The organism is Streptosporangium sp. NPDC000396 (assembly GCF_042898655.1).
Classification (GTDB): domain Bacteria; phylum Actinomycetota; class Actinomycetes; order Streptosporangiales; family Streptosporangiaceae; genus Streptosporangium.
In genome coordinates this window covers 173,482-190,715 of record NZ_JBIAZA010000003.1, presented here as the reverse complement: position 1 = coordinate 190,715, position 17,234 = coordinate 173,482, and the positions used below count along the sequence as shown (strand labels likewise).

Below are 17,234 nucleotides of genomic sequence, written 5' to 3'. Positions count from 1 at the left end.
GTGCGGCTCAGTGGCACGGGACGCCGAGCAGGTGACGCCCGTCGTGCATGAGTTCGTGCAGGTAGTTCCCGGTCTGCGAGATCGCGCCCTGGTCGAAGGCGACCAGGTAGGCGACGAGCAGGAGCACCGGTACGGCGATCAGCCAGCGGGTGAGAGAAGTCCACGGGATGGACTGGGTCTGCGGAGCCGAGATCTGGCTCACAGCCACCTCCTTCGGGATTTACGCGTCCCTTTTCGTAAGGCCGGTGGCGGTCGAGTGACCTGGCTTCCGGCTTTTGGGGCCGGTTACAGTGGCGCGACCGCACCGGAATCTCACCGGACTTCCCTCGCACCGCCACAAAACACCCGGAACGTACCCCGGCTGCTTATCCCTCGTCAATCCAGACAACCAACAATAGACTGCCGAAATGCACCATTTGCGCCTTTTATCCGGAAATAACTCGCGGAGTGGCGGCCCGGCCCGGGCCGCCACTCCGCGAGCGGGCGGTCACTGCTCGCCGGTGAGGGCGGCCACCAGATCCGACGCCGTGCGGCAGCGGTCGAACAGCTCGCCCACATGGGCCCTGGTGCCGCGCAACGGCTCCAGGGTCGGGACGCGCTGCAGGGACTCGCGGCCGGGGATGTCGAAGATGACCGAGTCCCAGGAGGCGGCCGCGACCGATTCGCTGAACTGGCTCAGGCAACGGCCGCGGAAGTAGGCGCGCGTGTCGCTGGGCGGGGCCTCGATGGCCCGCTGCACCTCCTCCTCGGTGACCAGGCGCTGCATCCGGCCCCGGGCGACCAGCCGGTTGTACAGGCCGCGGTCGGGACGGATGTCGGAGTACTGCAGATCCACGAGCTGCAGGCGCGGGTGGGACCAGGCGAGGCCGTCACGGGAGCGGTAGCCCTCCAGCAGCTCCAGCTTGGCCACCCAGTCGAGCTCCCGGGAGAGCTGCATCGGGTCCTCGGCCAGCCGGGTGAGAACCGACTCCCAGCGGTCCAGGACGTCCTTGGTGAGCTCGTCCACGCCGTTGCCGCTGCGCTCCTCGGCGTACTTGCGGGCCAGCTCCAGATACTCCATCTGGAGCTGGACGGCCGTGAGCTTGCGGCCGTCGCGCATCGGGATCTCGTATCTGAGCGTCGGGTCGTGGGAGACCGCGCGCAGCGCCTGGACGGGATTGTCCACGGCGAGATCACGGGTGAAGTAGCCGTCCTCGATCATGGCGAGGATCAGCGCGGTGGAGCCCAGCTTCAGGTAGGTGGAGATCTCCGACATGTTGGCGTCGCCGATGATGACGTGCAGGCGACGGTATTTCTCCGGGTCGGCGTGGGGCTCGTCGCGAGTGTTGATGATCGGCCGCTTGAGCGTGGTCTCCAGGCCCACCTCGACCTCGAAGAAGTCGGCTCGCTGGCTGATCTGGAAGCCCTCGCCGCGCGAGTCCTGGCCGATGCCGACCTTTCCCGCGCCGGTGACCACCTGCCGGGAGACGAAGAACGGCGTCAGGTATCTGACGATGTCGGCGAACGGCGTGGCCCGCCTCATCAGGTAGTTCTCGTGACAGCCGTAGGAGGCGCCCTTGTTGTCGGTGTTGTTCTTGTAGAGCTGGATCGGGGCGTTGGACGGGACCGCCGAGGCGCGGACCGCGGCGTCGTGCATGACCCGCTCCCCCGCCTTGTCCCAGATCACCGCGGCCCGCGGGTTGGTGCACTCGGGAGTGGAGTATTCGGGATGGGCGTGATCCACATACAGCCGAGCACCGTTGGTAAGGATCACGTTGGCCAGGCCCAGATCCTCGTCCGTGAGCTGGCTCTGATCGGCCATCTCCCTGGACAGGTCGAAGCCCCGTGCGTCACGCAGGGGGTTCTCCTCTTCGAAGTCCCACCGCGCCCGCCGAGCCCTGGCCGCCGACGCGGCCAGGTAGGCGTTGACGACTTGCGAGGAGGTCACCATCGCGTTGGCCCCCGGCTGTCCGGGCACGGAGATACCGTATTCGGTCTCGATGCCCATCACCCGCCGTACCGTCATGCGCACCCTCTGTTCATCCGGGACTGTCTTCTCCGCCGTATATATCCCCGACCCTAGACCCTTCACTATGCCCGGTGACCAGACAGTTATGGCAACGAAGCCTTTTCGCCCGCCGCGAAGGACGTCCCGGAGGGCGCCGGGGGCGGGGGTGCGGCCTTCCGACGTCGCCTGACCTTGACGAAATCCTGAACCGGCCGTTCGATGAACCGGTAAACCCCATAGGAGAAAATCATCGCGGCCAGGATGGTGACCACGGCGGTCAGCCAGGGCGGCAGCGAGTCCCGCAGGGCGGGAATGATGACGACGGCGGCCGTGGTGTGGAAGAGATAGAGCGGGTAGGTGAGCGCGCCCAGGACGACCAGGCCGCGCCAGCGCATCCAGCCCAGCCAGCCGAGCGCCACCATCGCCATGAGCACGTAGAAGCCGATCACCGTGGCGGCGACGGCCCACTCGGGCACGGGCATCGCGGCGTAGCCGACCTTCTCGATCCGCCCGGCGACCCGGTCGAGCGCCGAGTTGACCGCCAGGCCCGCGCTGATCCCGGCCAGGCACCACAGGACCAGCTTGGGCCCGTGCTTGGTCATCAGGAAGAAGGCCATGCCACCGACGAAGTACGCCGCGTACTTGGGCATCACCAGCAGCTCGACCCACTTGTCGTCGCTGCCCGCGAAGAACCCGGCGGCCAGCAGCCAGACGCCCATGAAGACCAGACAGCGGTTGAGCGTCACCCCGACGATCACCAGGACCGAGATCAGCAGGTAGAAGCGGAGCTCGACCCAGAGCGACCAGTAGACGCCGTTGGCGTCGTAGACGCCGAAGGCCCGCTGCAGCATCGTGAGATTGACCCCGTACTCCCCGGGGCTGAGCTTGGGATCCAGGGCCGTGGCCGCGGTCAGGCCGTAGACCGCCGCGGTGACGCCGACGCTGACCCAGTAGGCGGGGAAGAGCCGCACCAGCCGGGACAGGGCGAACGCCCCCAAGCCCCGCCCCCAGATGCTCATCAGGATGACGAAGCCGCTGATCATGAAGAACAGCTCGACGCCCAGGATGCCGAGCCCGGACGGCGTGGCGATCGCGGGGAACAGATCGGCCGGGCGATCCCCCCACACCGAGGCGAAGGCGATGAAGTAGTGGAAGGCGAGCACCGCCATGGCGGCGACGAAACGGAGAAGGTCGAGTTCGGCGAGGCGGCCGCTCCCCCGAGCCGCTTCGCGAGACCCCGCGCCGGTCACCTGACGACCGGGCCGAAATGTTCACGCACGCCACTTGGACGGCGTTTCGATCAGTTGGGTTCCACGTGACGAAACCATACTTGTGCGGCAGACGGGAAACCCGGTCCGGGACGGAGAACGCCGGCGGCGCGGCCCCCGCCCAGGGAACCGCGCCGCCGGCGTACGTGCCGTTAGAGGTATTGACCGGTGTTTGGCACCGTGTCGATGGACCGGCCGGCTTCCGTGCCCTGCTTGCCCGTCACGAGGGTGCGGATGTAGACGATCCGCTCGCCCTTCTTGCCGGAGATGCGGGCCCAGTCGTCGGGGTTGGTGGTGTTGGGCAGGTCCTCGTTCTCGGAGAACTCGTCCACGCAGGCCGCCAGCAGATGCTGGATCCGCAGGCCCTTCTGCCCGGACTCGAGGAACTGCTTGATCGCCATCTTCTTGCTGCGGTCCACGATGTTCTGGATCATGGCGCCGGAGTTGAAGTCCTTGAAGTACAGGACCTCCTTGTCGCCGTTGGCGTAGGTCACCTCGAGGAAGCGGTTCTCCTCGCTCTCGGTGTACATCCGCTCGACCACCCGCTGGATCATGCCCGAGATGGTCCCCTCGCGGCTTCCGCCGTGCTCGGTGAGGTCGTCGGGGTGGAGCGGAAGGTCTTCGATGAGGTACTTCGAGAAGATGTCCCTGGCCGCCTCGGCGTCGGGCCGCTCGATCTTGATCTTGACGTCCAGGCGGCCGGGCCGCAGGATCGCCGGGTCGATCATGTCCTCGCGGTTGGAGGCGCCGATCACGATCACGTTCTCCAGGCCCTCGACGCCGTCGATCTCGGACAGGAGCTGGGGAACGATCGTGTTCTCGACGTCGGAGGAGACGCCCGAGCCTCGGGTCCGGAAGATCGAGTCCATCTCGTCGAAGAACACGATCACCGGGGTGCCCTCCGAGGCCTTCTCACGAGCCCGCTGGAAGACCAGGCGGATGTGCCGCTCGGTCTCACCGACGTATTTGTTGAGAAGCTCCGGCCCCTTGATGTTGAGGAAGAAACTCTTGCCGGACTGGCCGGTCTTCTCCGCGACCTGCTTGGCCAGGGAGTTGGCGACGGCCTTGGCGATCAGGGTCTTGCCGCAACCGGGCGGGCCGTACAGCAGCACACCCTTCGGGGGACGCAGCTTGTGCTCGCGGAAGAGGTCGGCGTGCAGGTAGGGAAGCTCGATCGCGTCCCGGATCTGCTCAATCTGCCGCGCGAGCCCGCCGATCTCCTCGTAGGAGATGTCGGGCACCTCTTCCAGGACAAGCTCTTCGACTTCAGACTTGGGAATGCGCTCGTAGACGTAACCCGAGCGTGGCTCCAGCAGTAACGAGTCGCCCGCCCGGATCGGCTGGCCGCGCAACGACTCGGCAAGCTTCACCACCCGCTCCTCGTCGGCATGCGAGATCACCAGCGCACGCTCGCCGTCTTCGAGGAGCTCCTTGAGCATCACGATCTCGCCGATTTCCTCGAACCCGAGGGCCTCGACCACATTGAGCGCTTCATTAAGCATGACCTCCTGGCCACGCTTCAACGAGTCGATCTCCACTGCTGGACTGACGTTCACTCGGAGCTTGCGGCCGCCGGTGAAAACCTCCACCGTGCCGTCTTCTCTGGCCTCAAGGAACACGCCGAACCCGGATGGCGGCTGCGCCAACCGGTCGACTTCCTCCTTGAGGGCGACGATCTGGTCTCTGGCCTCCTTGAGGGTGGCCACCAGACGCTCGTTCTGACCGGTGACGGCCGCGAGATTCGCCTGTAGTTCATGGAGACGCTCTTCGAGGACCCTGGCCTGCCGGGGAGACTCCGTCAACTTCCGACGTAGCGCGGTGAGCTCCTCCTGCAGGAAGGAGACCTGTGTTGTGAGGTCAGCGACCTCCCGTTCGCGCTGCGCGGCTCGAGCCTCAGCGTCGTCGCGAGCTGCCACGGCGTCACCTCCTTCCCAGTCGAGACCGACTACTCAAAACCCTACCCATCTGGGGGCTGTCCCTTACCTGGCCGAGCAGTGTTCGTATGGCTACATTAAGTACGCGATGAATAATCCCTTATGGTGCGTTTAATCCTGGAAGCATAAGAACACGACACTATGTTCCCGTGTCACGCCCCGGCGCACTGTCGTGGCCGAATCGTCATCATGCGGTGGAAGACGTGGACTCTTCGCCATATGCCCCCTTTGCCGGACGCCTGCGACGAGGTGGTGGCGTCACCCCGTCCGCCATGCGACGGGCGGTGACGAGAAAGCCGGTGTGGCCGACCATCCGGTGGTCGGGCCGTACGGCCAGCCCCTCGACATGCCAGTCGCGAACCAGGGTCTCCCACGCATGAGGCTCGGTGAAACTCCCATGTTCGCGCAGAGTCTCGACCGTGCGGGACAACTGTGTCGTGGTGGCCACATAACAGCAGATCACACCACCCGGCGTGAGCGCCTTGGATGCGGCGTCGACGCATTCCCACGGGGCGAGCATGTCCAGGATGACCCGGTCGACATCGCTTTCGTCGAGCGCGTCCACGAAGTCGCCGACGACCAGACGCCACTGGTCCATGGGGCCACCGTAGAACTTTTCCACGTTCTTGGTGGCGACCTCGGCGAAGTCCTGGCGCCGCTCGTAGGAGGTGACACGGCCCTCCGGACCCACCGCCCGCAGCAGGAAGCAGGTGAGCGCGCCGGAACCGACACCGGCCTCGACGACGCGCGCGCCGGGGAAGATGTCGGCCATGGCGACGATCTGCGCCGAGTCCTTCGGGTAGATGACCGCCGCGCCGCGCGGCATGGACAGCGTGTAGTCCTGGAGCAGATGCCTGAACGCGAGATATTGGGTGCCGCCGGACGAGCGCACCACCGAGCCCTCAGGCTGGCCGATCAGGTCGCTGTGCGGGATGGCCCCCTTGTGCGTGTGGAAGACCCCGTCTTCCTTCAGCGTCACCGTGTGGCGCTTGTTCTTCGGATCGGTGAGCTGAACCTGATCCCCGGCCTGAAACGGCCCATGCCTGCGAAAACCCATGCCCGCAAGGTTATCTGCGTACGGCTGCCGCCCGTTCCAATCCACCGGCCCCGCAGGGCCTCACGGGCATGGCCCGCATCCCCGCCCCGGGAAGGTCGAAAAGGATTCGCCCTCGTTCTGCGTACCTGGTAGCACTGGAGGATGTTTCCCCGAGATGTGATTCCCGCGGGCCCGGTCGTCCTGCGCGCGTTCGTCGACGCCGACCTCGGGCCGATGGCCCGCGCCTGCGCCGACCCGGAGATCATCCGCTTCATCCCGAGCGTGCCGGTGCCGTACACCCGGGAGGACGCGACCTCCTACCTGAAGGTCGCCGAGCAGCTGTGGGACTCCGGGGGTGCCTCGTTCGCCGTGGCGGACGCCGGAACGGGCGAGTGGCTGGGCAACGCCGGGCTCAAGCCGCTCGACTCGCGCGGCAACGGCGAGGTCGGCTACATGATCGCCCCATGGGCGCGGGGCCGCGGCGTCGCCACGGCCGCCACCAGGGCTCTGACCGAGTGGGCCTTCGCTCACGGGGTGGGACGCATGGAGTTGCTGGCCGACGTGGAGAACCTGGCCAGCCAGCGGGTCGCGCTGGCCGCCGGCTTCCAGCGCGAGGGCCTGCTGCGCTCGGCCGAGCCCCAGCGCGACGGAACCCGCCGCGATCTGGTGTCCTTCGCCAGGCTGTGCGACGACTCCGGTGACCGCGTGCGGCCGTTCCTGCCCGGTTTCCCCGGCGGCGCGCTGTCCGACGGAACGGTACGGCTGACGCCGTTGACCGTGACGGACGCCGACGACTACCACGCGCTGCAGAGCCTGCCCGAGGTCGTGGAGCACAGCGTTCCCCCGCAGGCTCCCGATCCGACGGAGACCGAGGAATTCTGCCAGGAGGCGGGCATGCGCTGGCTGGCGGGCGAGCGGGCCGAGGCGGCCATCCGCGACGCCGGGACCGGCGCCTTCGCCGGCCACATCCAGCTCACCTCGATCATCCCGCCGCTGGGCCAGGCCATGATGGGCTACAGCATGCTGCCGGAGTTCCGGGGCAGGGGCTTCGCCACCCGGGCGGCGAACCTGCTCGCGGAGTGGGCCTTCGAGCACACTCCCCTGGCCCGGATCATCGCGGGCACCTCCCCGGACAACCTCGCCTCCCACCGGGTGCTGGAGCGCGCGGGCTTCACCCAGGAGGCACTGCTGCACGGGCTGCTGCCGGGCCCGGACGGCACGCGCCTGGACGACCTGCAGTGGTACCGCCTGCGCCCGAGAGGGTAGGCGGCCCCGGGCGCCGGCCGCGCCGGGAGGCGTTCCCGCCCGGCTCCGTGTCCCGGCTCCGTGTCCCGGCTCCGTGTCCCGGTCGTCACCGGGCTCAGTCAGCGCCGAACTTGGCCCTGAGCCTGGCGAAGGCGGCGTCGGTGCCCTGCAGTGCCCGGTCGATGTCGGCGTCGGTGTGGGCGGCCGACAGGAACCAGTTGTGCCAGGGATGGAGGTAGACGCCCTCCTCCAGGCAGGCCGAGGACCAGAACATGCCCTTCTCCAGGGTCGCGTCGCCCTCGAAGGAGAGCCACGGGATCTGCACCGGGCCGGTCTGGCTGACCACGAAGCCGTGGGAGCGGGCCTGCGCGGCGAGGCCTTCGCGCAGGCGCGTGCCCGCGCGCTCCATCAGGGCGACGCCGTCGATTTCGCGCAGGGTCTCGATGGTGGCCTTGGCCGCGGCCATCGGGGCGGCGTTGAACCAGAACGAGCCGGTGGAGTAGATCGTCTGGGCCGGGCCGCGCAGGGAGTCCACGCCGGTGACGGCGGCGATCGGGTGGCCGTTGGCCATGGCCTTGCTGAAGGCGTACAGGTCGGGGCGGACACCGAGGGTCTCCCAGGAGCCGCCGAGGTCGAGCCGCCAGCCGCCGCGCACGTCGTCGATCACCAGCGCGGCGCCGAGCCGGTCGGCCAGGGCCCGCAGCCCCTGGGCGAACGCGGGAGCGGCGAGCTCCTGATCCTCGAAGGAGTCGTGCTTGAAGGGCGTCACGATGATCGCGGCGACGTCGCCCTCGGCCTGGGCCGCGGCCGCCTCGGCGCTGGCCAGGTCGTTGTAGGTGTATTCGATCAGGTCGGCGCGGTCGTTGGGCGTGGTGCCCGACAGGCCGGGCGTGCACCAGGGGGCGGCCCCGTGATAGGAGCCGTGGGCCATGAGCACCTTGGTCCGGCCGGTGGCGGCACGGGCGACCATCAGGGCCTGGGTGGTGGCGTCGGTGCCGTTCTTGGAGAACATCACCCAGTCGGCCTGCGGGATGGTCTCCACCATCAGCTCGGCGAGCTCCACGTAGACGGGGCCCGGACCGTTGAGGCAGTCGCCGGCGGCGAGCTGGGCCGCGACGGCGGCCTCCACGGCGGGGTGGCGGTGGCCGAGCACGATCGGGCCCCAGGAGCACATGAGGTCGATGTACTCGCGGCCGTCGGCGTCGAGCTGGCGGCACCCCTGGCCGCCGACGAAGAACTGCGGATAGCCGGGACCGTGCAGGGCCGCGTTGAGGTGGCCGTACATGCCGCCGGGAACGACCTTGGCGGCTCGTTCCCGGAGGGTGGCGTCGATGGACATGTGTCGCCCTTTCACCAAGCGCCTACAGTGTGGATGCCCCGTCCTTCCCGGACGGGAGGAAACGCAGGAGACCGTCAGCCCGTCAGTCGCGCACCGGCTCGCCCGCCCGCTCCCCCGCGCGCAGCTCCCGAACCCCGTCGAGACCGGCGTCGGAGCCGAGGCCGCCCGCGACACGGGCGGCCACCGCAGTGCCGAGCCCGGCCGCGCCGACGACGTCACGCCCGTCGACCAGACCGGCGATGAACCCGGCGCAGTAGGCGTCGCCGCAGCCGGTGGTGTCCACCACCGGGACGTCGAGGGCGGGAACGCGGGTGATCCCGGACGCGGTGGCGATCAGACTGCCCTCGCCGCCCAGGGTGACGAGCACGGCCCTGGGGCCCTCGCCCAGCAGCGTGAGCGCCGCCTCCTCCACCTCGGCCGCGCCGCTCATCATGAGCGCCTGCTCCTCGTTGGGCAGCAGGTAGTCGATGTGCGGGAGAAAACTCCGCGCCCCCTGCATCAGGTCCCGCATATTGGACAGGAGGTCCATCGTGACGATCACGCCCGCCTCCCGCGCCTCGTCCAGCAGGGCGAAGAATCCGGGGTCGTACAGGCCCCAGGTCACGTCCATGCCGCCCAGGTGCACGACTTCCGCACCGAGGAGGCGCCCGCGGTCGAGATCGGCCGGGGACAGGCTCAGGTTGGCGCCGGGGACGTGGAAGGACGGGCGCCCGCCGTCGGGCCGGATGGGCAGGATCGAGGCGGCGGTCTGCTCGCCGGCCTTGCGGACGATCCCGGTGACGTCCACCCCGCGTCGCTCCATGATCATGACCAGGAAGTCACCGAGTTCGTCGTCGCCGACCGCTCCCATCGAGGCGACCGGGACGCCGAGCCCGGCCAGGTCCACGGCGGTCCCGGCGGCCGCGCCCGCCGCGGTGATGCGGATCTGCTCCAGCAGGTGGGTGTCCTGCCCGTCCGGGATCGACTCCACGGGTCTGGCGAGCACGTCCACGATGTGCACCCCGAGGGTGACGACGGTCATAGTGAGCCCTCCTCATGTCTGAGGCGATAATAGACGGGCGACCGAATAAAATGTCAACGAGAAAGCAGGGAGGAAGCAGGTGCCGAAGATCGTCGATCACGATGAACGTCGCGAGGAGGTCGTCGAGGCGACCCGCCGCATCATCCTGCGCGAAGGCATCGAGGCGGCCACGACCAGGGCCATCGCCAGGGAGGCCGGTTACTCCAACGGCGTGCTCACCCACTACTTCGCCGACAAGGACGACATCATGCTGTCAGCGCTGCGCTCCTCCCACCGGCACATCGTGGAGCGCCTGCAGGGCAAGCTGGCCGGTCTCGGCGGGCTGGCCGCACTGCGCGAGCTCCTGCTCGACAACCTGCCGCTGGACGACGAGCGCGTCCGGGAGAGCGGGCTGGAGATCGGCTTCTGGAGCCGGAGCCTGACCAGCCCGGCGATGCTGCAGGCGCAGCGCGCCGAGGCCGAAGACCTGCGCTACCTGGTGCGCAGCCTGCTCGGCGCGGCGGCCGACGCCGGAGAGATCACCACCGAGGAGAGCCTCGACGACATCGCCGAACGGTTGCTGGCCCTGGTCGACGGGCTGAGCGTGCACCGCCTGCTCTACCCCGACCGGCTCGGCGCCGAGCGCCTGGAGAGGCTGCTCGGCGCCGAACTGGACCGGCTTCAGGTCACCAGCGCGTAAAGCCGGTCGGCCACCCCTCTGGCGGTGGGCCGCTTGGCCACGTCCCCGATGCAGGCGTGGACGAGCTCCGACAGCTCGGGCTCAAGATCCATGTGGACCGACGGCGGCGTGCTGTAAACCTTGCGCAAGGTCAGCAGAGGATCGTGGGTGGGCAGCTCGCCGTACAGGCCGGTGCGGGTCACCGCCCAGTGCAGCGTCGCGCCGAGCGACCACACGTCCCCCGCGGGGGTGGGCCTGTCCCCCTGCAGCAGTGCCGGGTCGGTGAACTCCACCGACCCGATGCCGCCCATCCCGGTCACCGTCACACCCGGCGTCAGCACCTGCGACAGGCCCAGATCCGAGAGCTTGCCCCCGGCGTCGGTGAGCAGCACGTTGCCGGGGCGGATGTCGCGGTGCACGATGCCCTCCTCGTGCAGCGCCTGCGCGGCGTGAGCCGCGCAGGCGATCGAGCGCAGCACCCTCTCCCGCGACAGCGGCTCGGCAGGCTGGCCCAGCGAGCCGCCCGGCAGATACTCCATCGAGTAGTAGAACACCCCGCCCTGCTGGCCCGCGTCGTAGAGCGTCACCAGGTACGGCGAGCGCACCGCCGCGAAGGCCTTCAGCTCCCTCGTCGCCCGCCGGAACGCGTCGGTGCCGGTGCCGCCCACCACCTTCACCGCGACCAGCTCCGCCTCGACCGGCAGCCGCTCGGGCCTCTTCGCCAGGAAGAACTCGCCATGGTTGCCCGCCCCCAGCGAGCGGATGAACTCGTAGTCGGCGATGCCTTCCACCAACGTCTCCCCTCCATGCGACTCACCCCACGGGCGTGGGGGAGGACGGCGCTCGCGGCGACGTTCCGTACACGGTAACGTCGTCATGGTCATTCTCGGGGTTTTCCATTACTTACGGGAAGCGTGTGGCCAGTGCTCCACGTAGATCTGCTTCTACTCGATCTGGTGATCGTCCTCGCCGCCGCGCGGCTGGCCGGGGCCGCGGCCAAACGACTCGGCCAGCCACCGGTCATCGGCGAGATCGTGGCGGGCATCCTCCTCGGGCCCACCCTGCTCGGCCCCCTGATCGGCGAGCGGCTGTTCGGCGCGGAGATGCGCCCCCCGCTGCAGGCCCTGGCCAACGTCGGGCTGGTGCTGTTCATGTTCGTCGTCGGCCTGGAGCTGGACCAGAAACTAGTCAGGGGCAAGGGCCGGATCGCGGCGACCATGGCGCTCGGCTCCACCGTGGTGCCGTTCGTCCTGGGCTGCGCGCTCGCGCTCGCCATCTCCGACGACCACACGGACGGTGGCAGGACGCTGCCGTTCGTGCTGTTCCTCGGCGCGGCGATGGCCGCCACCGCGTTCCCCGTGCTGGCGCGCATCCTCACCGACCGGGGGATGCACCGCATCACGCTCGGGGGCCTGTCGCTGGCCGCGGCCGCGGTGATCGACGTGCTCGCCTGGACCGTCCTCGCCGTGGTGGTGGGCATCGCCGGAGCCGGGGAGGCCGAGGGGCAGTGGAAGGTCCTGCTCACCGTGCCGTACGCGCTGCTGATGTTCCTGGTGGTCCGGCCGCTGCTGGCCCGGCTGGTGCCCACCTACGAGAAGGCGGGGCGGCTGACGCCGGGCCTGCTCTCGCTGGTGCTCATCGGCCTCATCGGCTCGGCCTGGGCCACCGAGTGGATGAACGTGCACTTCATCTTCGGGGCCTTCGTGTTCGGCGCGGTGATGCCCCGCGAGGGCGCCGAACGGCTCAACCACGAGGTCCTGTCACGGCTGGAGCAGCTCGCCGTGCTGTTGCTGCTGCCGATGTTCTTCGTGATGGCGGGACTCAACGTCAACCTCCGCGCGCTGAACCTGTCCAGTCTCGGCACCCTCGCCGCGATCCTGGCGGTGGCGATCGGCGGCAAGCTGCTCGGCTCCTACGCGGCGGCCCGCACCCGGCTGCCCAACCGGCAGGCCTGGGCGATCGCCACCCTGCTCAACACCCGGGGACTGACCGAGATCGTCATCCTCACCGTCGGGTTGCAGAAGGGCGTGCTCGACAACGAGCTGTACTCGCTGATGGTGGTGATGGCCCTGGTCACCACCGCGATGACCGGCCCGCTGCTGCGCAGGATCTATCCCGAGCGGCGCGTGGCCCGTGACATCGCCGAGGCGGAACGCGCCGCCCTCGGCGTGATCGCCGCCCACCAGGTGCTGGCCGTCGTCCCGGACTCCCCGGCCGAGCAGGTGCCGCTGGTCGACCTCACGGCCACCTTGGCACGTGCCAAACCCTCGTCCGAGGTGGTCCTGGCCCATCTGCGGCCCTACCCGCAGGGCCGCCTGGAGGTCGGCACGGGACTGTCGTCCGAACTCGCCGAACTGGCCGAGACCCTCCACGACCTGGAGACCCTCGCCGGCACCGCCCGCGCGCACGGCACGGAGGCCAAGGTCGTGAGCCGGTTCAGCGCCGACGTGGCCGCCGAACTGCCCGAGCTGGTCACCGGGGCCCAGCCCGACCTGGTGGTGCTGCCCGCCGGCGTCCCCGGCTACGCCGAGATCCGCGCCGGCGCCGTCTGCCGCGTCGTGACGGTGTCACCGCCGCACTCCCCGGACCAGGCCGGACCGTCCGAGTCCCCGGCGGGGCCGATCGCGGTGCGCCACGGCGCAGGCGGCGACGCCGCCGTTCACGTGGCGCTCACCCTCGCGCTCCTGCGGGACCTCCCGCTGATCATCACCGGCGGCAGCCGGGCCTCCGCCCTGGCCCAGCGGCTGGCCAAGCTCGGGGTGACGGCCAGCTCCGGCCCGATCCCCGCCGGCGCGCTGGTCGTGGCCCCCGATACCGGCACCGACACCGGCACCGCCACGGACGGCGCGCATCTGCTGGTCCGCGCCGAGCAGGACGCCGACCCGGTGGACTGGACCGCTGCCGTCGCCGCGCTGCGCGCGCCGGCCCTCCAGGCCTGACCCGCGCCACCCTCGCCTCCGGCTCCGGCTCCGGCTCCGGCTCCGAACAAGGCCAGGGCGGGTACGGCGCATGCCGTACCCGCCCTAAAGCAGGATTTCCGCGGTGAGGCGCCGTACGGGCATCGGGCAGAAGGGGGAGGTCCACGGGACACTCCCCCGAGCTCTCACCTGTCGCGGCCGTCCGGGATCTGTTTTGTGGATCTTTCCGCCTGCTGCGGTCGCCCTAGCGGTTGCGGTGCGATTCGTAACGCATGGTGCGGGAGACGCCGATTCGCACGGTCGTGCCGGGCAGGATCGCCACCGCCTCGTTCGGCGGGATGTCATAGAAGTTGGGGTCGCCCGGCGGCTGAATCTGGGTGCCGTTGACCGAGCCCAGGTCCACCAGGTTGACATCCCAGCCGTCCAGGGCCACCCGCAGATGGCGCCGGGACACCGAGCCGTCGGGGCTGGTGACCTTGGCGGGGCGCACCGAGCCGTCGGCGACCTCCGGGGCACGCTCGGGGTCACGGCCGACCAGGTAGTCGGTGTCGAGGCGGAGCGTCATGCCGTCGTCCAGGAGCAACACGCCCAGCGGCGGGCGCGGCCCCTTGTAGGGGACGAGCGTGCGCTGCACCAGCGCGATGCCGCAGACCGCACAGTAGGGCACGCGCGGGTCGTTGAAGTGGTCGTTCTTGCAGTCGACCCCGTAGACCAGCGGCCGTGACTCGACCTCCGGCTCCGGCTCCGGCGACAGGGACTCGGGCGCGGCCTGCGAGCCGCCCGGCGTCAGCAGTTCGTACTCGAACGGCTGTTCGCGGACATCGACGGGATCACCACCGAGCCCGTCGGCCCGGGCGATCTCCACCTCCTCCGGCGCGGCGACGACCGGGATGGGACCGGAGACCGGCCCCTGCGGCTGAGGCATCGGCATGGGGTCGGGCTGCCAGGCCTGTGGCGCGGGAACCTGCTGTTCCGGTGGCATGGACGGCGAGGCGGGGGCCGGCGGATAGCTGTCCGGATGACCCATCGGGTAGGGCGCGGGCGGCACGGGCGGCGCCGTCTCCACCGGGGGCATCGGCCGCTCGGGGGGCGCTGAGGCCACCGGAGGGGCCGCCTCGGCCTGGCGGGCGGCCTCCAGCGGAGGGGCGGGCCGCTGAACGGCCGGCGCGGCCTCCATCTGGGACACCGACGGCTGGACGGTCGACGGCATTCCGGCCTCGGTGGGATCGCACCAGACGCCGCCGCCGACGATCACACCGCCGTCCAGCCGGGTGAGCGGGTGTGCCGCACCGGCCTCGGGCAGGCGCAGCTCCACGCGGGTCACCGGACCGGGCACCAGCCGGTCGGACCAGGTGAGCGCGTCCCGCCCGGCCAGGTGGATCTCGCCGCCGGAGCCGGTGACCGACGCGGACGCCGAGCCGCTGACCAGCACGGCCACTCCCCCGCCCGCGGGACCGGCGACGGCGCACGACACGGGCTCACCCATCATGACGGCCAGCACCTGGGCGACGCGGCGGGCCAGCGCCCGGCCGTCGCCGCCCGAGGCCGCGGTCTCCCGCACCGCCCCCAGCAGGCCCTCGACGACGGCCTCGGCCGCATCGCACACCAGCAGCAGGCCACCCACATGGGCGACCAGCCCGTTGCCCGGAAGCGGACGCACCACTCCGAAGCCCTCGCCGGTCATGAAACCTCCTTCGTCGGTTCCATGACCGAGGTGCTGTGCTTACTGGTTCCCTCGCTCCGCGCGGTCACAGAACTCTCCCTCCCCGAAAACGCCATCGGATGAACGGCACCCGCATCGGCCCGTTCGCCACCAGCCACATGCAGATCCACACGACGGTGAAATGCGTCCAGAATGCGGCGGGCGGCACCGGATCGATGAAATCAATCGCACCGGACCGTAGCAAAAAGTACAGCAGAAGGCCTTCGGGAACGAGCGTCAGCAAACCGAACAGAGTCGGCCAGTCCTTCTCCCACCGGAACTGCATGAGGAAGTGATAGATCAATTCCCAGCCGATGCCTATCACTCCCACCGCCGCCAGGATCAGCAGCCCGGTGACATAGCGGTCGCCGAGCAGCCCGGAGGAGCCCGGCAGCACCGGAACGATCAGCAGCGTGATGATCACGCCCACTGTGGCGAGCAGAAAAAGGCGCGTCTGGATACGCCCCACCAGGGTCGGAACCACGGGATCACTCCTTACAGCGGCGAGTTGAAGGCCCACTTGAACCACTGCGAGGTCGAGCGCAGCGGTCCCATCTTCCGGACGAACCCTCGCCTTGCCAGGTCGTCGGCGATCTCCTGCGCCGCGATCTGCAGTCCGAGGAAGGTGTCGACGCCCGGGAAGTAGCCGCCGAGCGTCGCCGACCCGGAGGCGTAGAGGGCGCCGTCACCGCTGTCCGTCCCCTTCACCTCGAAGTGGCGCTCCACCTCCAGGCGGCCGACCGGGTTGCGGTGGGCTCCGGTGTGCTGGAGCAGGTCCGCGAAGATCCGGTGCTCGGAGATGTCGGCCTCAAGGCCGGTGCAGTCGATGATGTAGTCGGCCACCGGCTCGCGGACGATGCCGTCGTTGCTGCGCACGTAGCTGACCATCCGCCCGTCCGGGGTGGGCTCCACCCTGTCCACGGTGCCCTGCACGGCGTGGTAGTAGCCGCCGTTGCGGCCCTCGCGCATCTGCTCCTGCCAGCGCCGCCGGTAGGGGGTGTTGGTGCCGCCCATCTCCTTGTACTTCTGCGCGCGGGCGGTGCCCTCAAGCTTTCGCATCTGCGCTTTGAGCTGGCCTCCCCACACCGACTTGGGGTAGTTGAAGCCCTGGTAGGCCCAGCCGTTGCCGCCCTTGCGGCGCGCCCAGATGTGCGGGCCGTGGGATCCGGTGACGAATGTCCGGAAGATGTGGATGATCTGGGTCTTCAGGCCGAACTTCTCCCGGTCGTCGAACAGGCGCTGCAGCACGCGGGAGGCGACGATGCCGCCACCCCGGATGACCACCGTGCCGGGGCGGGTCTTGAGGAACTCGTAGACCTGCTCGTGCGGCTCGTAGGCGTTCACCACGTGCTGGTAGTCGTTGTACCGGGTGCGGAACTCCTGCAGGTCGGGCAGGAACTTCAGGCCTGGATAGCCGACCGCGAGATGCACGAAACGCGAGCGGAAGATGATGCGCTTGGTGGGCGCGGTGCCCTCCGGCGGGGTGACCACGGTGAAGTAGCCGCCACCGGCCCGGCGGCGGACCATCCGGACCTGGCCCTTGACCAGCATGTCCCAGTAGCCGATGCGCCTGGCCTCGCGCTCGAGGCCCTCGAAGACCGTGCCGGCGCGGGGTGTCCAGTAGTCGTTCAGGAGCGGCTCGGTCAGGAGCTGCCACAGGTAGGCCGGGGTCTTGTCCCTCCAGGTCTCCTGCAGGCCGTAGGACGGGAAGCCCCAGATGTTGTCCGGTCGCGAGGCGGAGTCGGAGCGGATCCGCTCACCGCGGGGGATCTGCGAGGACCTGGTCAGGAACTCGTAGGTCTGCCAGGGATGGTCGATGTTGGACACCACGCGCATCTGAGAGGTGGGAACGCCATAGATCCGCAGGTAGTCGAGCGTCACGAAGGACCCGATACCACCGCCCACCGTGAGAAACGGAATGTCGTACATGGGGATCCCGGCGGCGGCGACCAGCTGATCGCTCCACTCGGATGCGCCGAGCAGTTCCGGAGTGAGGTCACCGGTCGAGGCCGGCGTGTTGGGGGGTGCCAATTGATGCGTCCCTTAGCTCCATGGCCAACCGGTTCAGTTGACCAGAACACTAGTCGTGGTACGCACCGAAAACGAGTGGGACAAACGGGGGTGAT

General features: G+C 69.3%; 14 protein-coding genes and 1 riboswitch. Of the genes, 3 read left to right on the top strand and 11 right to left on the bottom strand.

Annotated features, from left to right (window positions below; genetic code table 11):
* Positions 1-7: 7 nt before the first annotated feature.
* The 5 genes from ACFY2X_RS05815 to ACFY2X_RS05795 all read right to left on the bottom strand — a co-directional run bounded on the left by ACFY2X_RS05815 (position 8) and on the right by ACFY2X_RS05795 (position 6,246).
* Positions 8-202 (bottom strand): CbtB domain-containing protein, encoded by a 195-nt coding sequence (locus ACFY2X_RS05815; RefSeq protein WP_389932839.1) that lies wholly within the window; start codon positions 200-202, stop codon positions 8-10.
* Between the two features lie 43 nt (positions 203-245).
* A riboswitch (adenosylcobalamin (AdoCbl) riboswitch) is annotated at positions 246-338 on the bottom strand.
* A 149-nt stretch (positions 339-487) separates the two neighbouring features.
* Complete coding sequence (gene dop, locus ACFY2X_RS05810; RefSeq protein WP_389932836.1) at positions 488-2,005, bottom strand: depupylase/deamidase Dop; 1,518 nt, start codon at positions 2,003-2,005, stop codon at positions 488-490.
* Positions 2,006-2,091: 86 nt separating this feature from the next.
* Positions 2,092-3,237, bottom strand: coding sequence for an acyltransferase family protein (locus ACFY2X_RS05805; protein ID WP_389932833.1), 1,146 nt, complete (start codon positions 3,235-3,237; stop codon positions 2,092-2,094).
* A 170-nt stretch (positions 3,238-3,407) separates the two neighbouring features.
* Positions 3,408-5,171 (bottom strand): proteasome ATPase, encoded by a 1,764-nt coding sequence (gene arc, locus ACFY2X_RS05800; protein ID WP_389932830.1) that lies wholly within the window; start codon positions 5,169-5,171, stop codon positions 3,408-3,410.
* Positions 5,172-5,376: 205 nt separating this feature from the next.
* Positions 5,377-6,246, bottom strand: coding sequence for a tRNA (adenine-N1)-methyltransferase (locus ACFY2X_RS05795; protein WP_389932827.1), 870 nt, complete (start codon positions 6,244-6,246; stop codon positions 5,377-5,379).
* 141 nt (positions 6,247-6,387) lie between these two features.
* Between ACFY2X_RS05795 and ACFY2X_RS05790 the strand changes: the two genes are divergently transcribed.
* Positions 6,388-7,491: a GNAT family N-acetyltransferase gene (locus ACFY2X_RS05790; RefSeq protein ID WP_389932825.1), complete on the top strand. Its 1,104-nt coding sequence runs from the start codon at positions 6,388-6,390 to the stop codon at positions 7,489-7,491.
* A 94-nt stretch (positions 7,492-7,585) separates the two neighbouring features.
* Here ACFY2X_RS05790 and ACFY2X_RS05785 read toward each other — a convergent pair whose 3' ends face one another.
* Both ACFY2X_RS05785 and ACFY2X_RS05780 read right to left on the bottom strand, forming a co-directional pair.
* Complete coding sequence (locus ACFY2X_RS05785) at positions 7,586-8,809, bottom strand: aminotransferase class III-fold pyridoxal phosphate-dependent enzyme (protein WP_389932822.1); 1,224 nt, start codon at positions 8,807-8,809, stop codon at positions 7,586-7,588.
* Between the two features lie 82 nt (positions 8,810-8,891).
* Complete coding sequence (locus ACFY2X_RS05780) at positions 8,892-9,830, bottom strand: carbohydrate kinase family protein (protein WP_389932819.1); 939 nt, start codon at positions 9,828-9,830, stop codon at positions 8,892-8,894.
* A 79-nt stretch (positions 9,831-9,909) separates the two neighbouring features.
* Here ACFY2X_RS05780 and ACFY2X_RS05775 point away from each other — a divergent pair, with 79 nt between their 5' ends.
* Positions 9,910-10,509 carry a TetR/AcrR family transcriptional regulator gene (locus ACFY2X_RS05775; RefSeq protein ID WP_389932817.1) on the top strand — a complete coding sequence of 200 codons (600 nt, stop codon included), beginning with the start codon at positions 9,910-9,912 and terminating at the stop codon, positions 10,507-10,509.
* On the opposite strand, the gene ACFY2X_RS05770 is transcribed toward ACFY2X_RS05775, so the two are convergent.
* Positions 10,491-11,279, bottom strand: coding sequence for a serine/threonine-protein kinase (locus tag ACFY2X_RS05770; protein ID WP_389932814.1), 789 nt, complete (start codon positions 11,277-11,279; stop codon positions 10,491-10,493). The genes ACFY2X_RS05775 and ACFY2X_RS05770 overlap by 19 nt on opposite strands.
* Positions 11,280-11,411: 132 nt before the next feature.
* On the opposite strand from ACFY2X_RS05770, the gene ACFY2X_RS05765 reads away from it, so the two are divergent.
* Positions 11,412-13,427 carry a cation:proton antiporter gene (locus ACFY2X_RS05765; protein ID WP_389932812.1) on the top strand — a complete coding sequence of 672 codons (2,016 nt, stop codon included), beginning with the start codon at positions 11,412-11,414 and terminating at the stop codon, positions 13,425-13,427.
* Between the two features lie 223 nt (positions 13,428-13,650).
* Here ACFY2X_RS05765 and ACFY2X_RS05760 read toward each other — a convergent pair whose 3' ends face one another.
* From ACFY2X_RS05760 to ACFY2X_RS05750, 3 genes are all read right to left on the bottom strand, one after another.
* A complete protein-coding gene (locus tag ACFY2X_RS05760; protein ID WP_389932808.1) occupies positions 13,651-15,090 on the bottom strand; it encodes an FHA domain-containing protein in 1,440 nt (479 codons plus the stop codon).
* A 64-nt stretch (positions 15,091-15,154) separates the two neighbouring features.
* Positions 15,155-15,592 (bottom strand): hypothetical protein, encoded by a 438-nt coding sequence (locus tag ACFY2X_RS05755; RefSeq protein ID WP_389932805.1) that lies wholly within the window; start codon positions 15,590-15,592, stop codon positions 15,155-15,157.
* 11 nt (positions 15,593-15,603) lie between these two features.
* Entirely contained in the window at positions 15,604-17,139 is a 1,536-nt protein-coding gene (locus ACFY2X_RS05750) for a hypothetical protein (RefSeq protein WP_389932802.1), read from the bottom strand.
* Positions 17,140-17,234 lie beyond the last annotated feature (95 nt).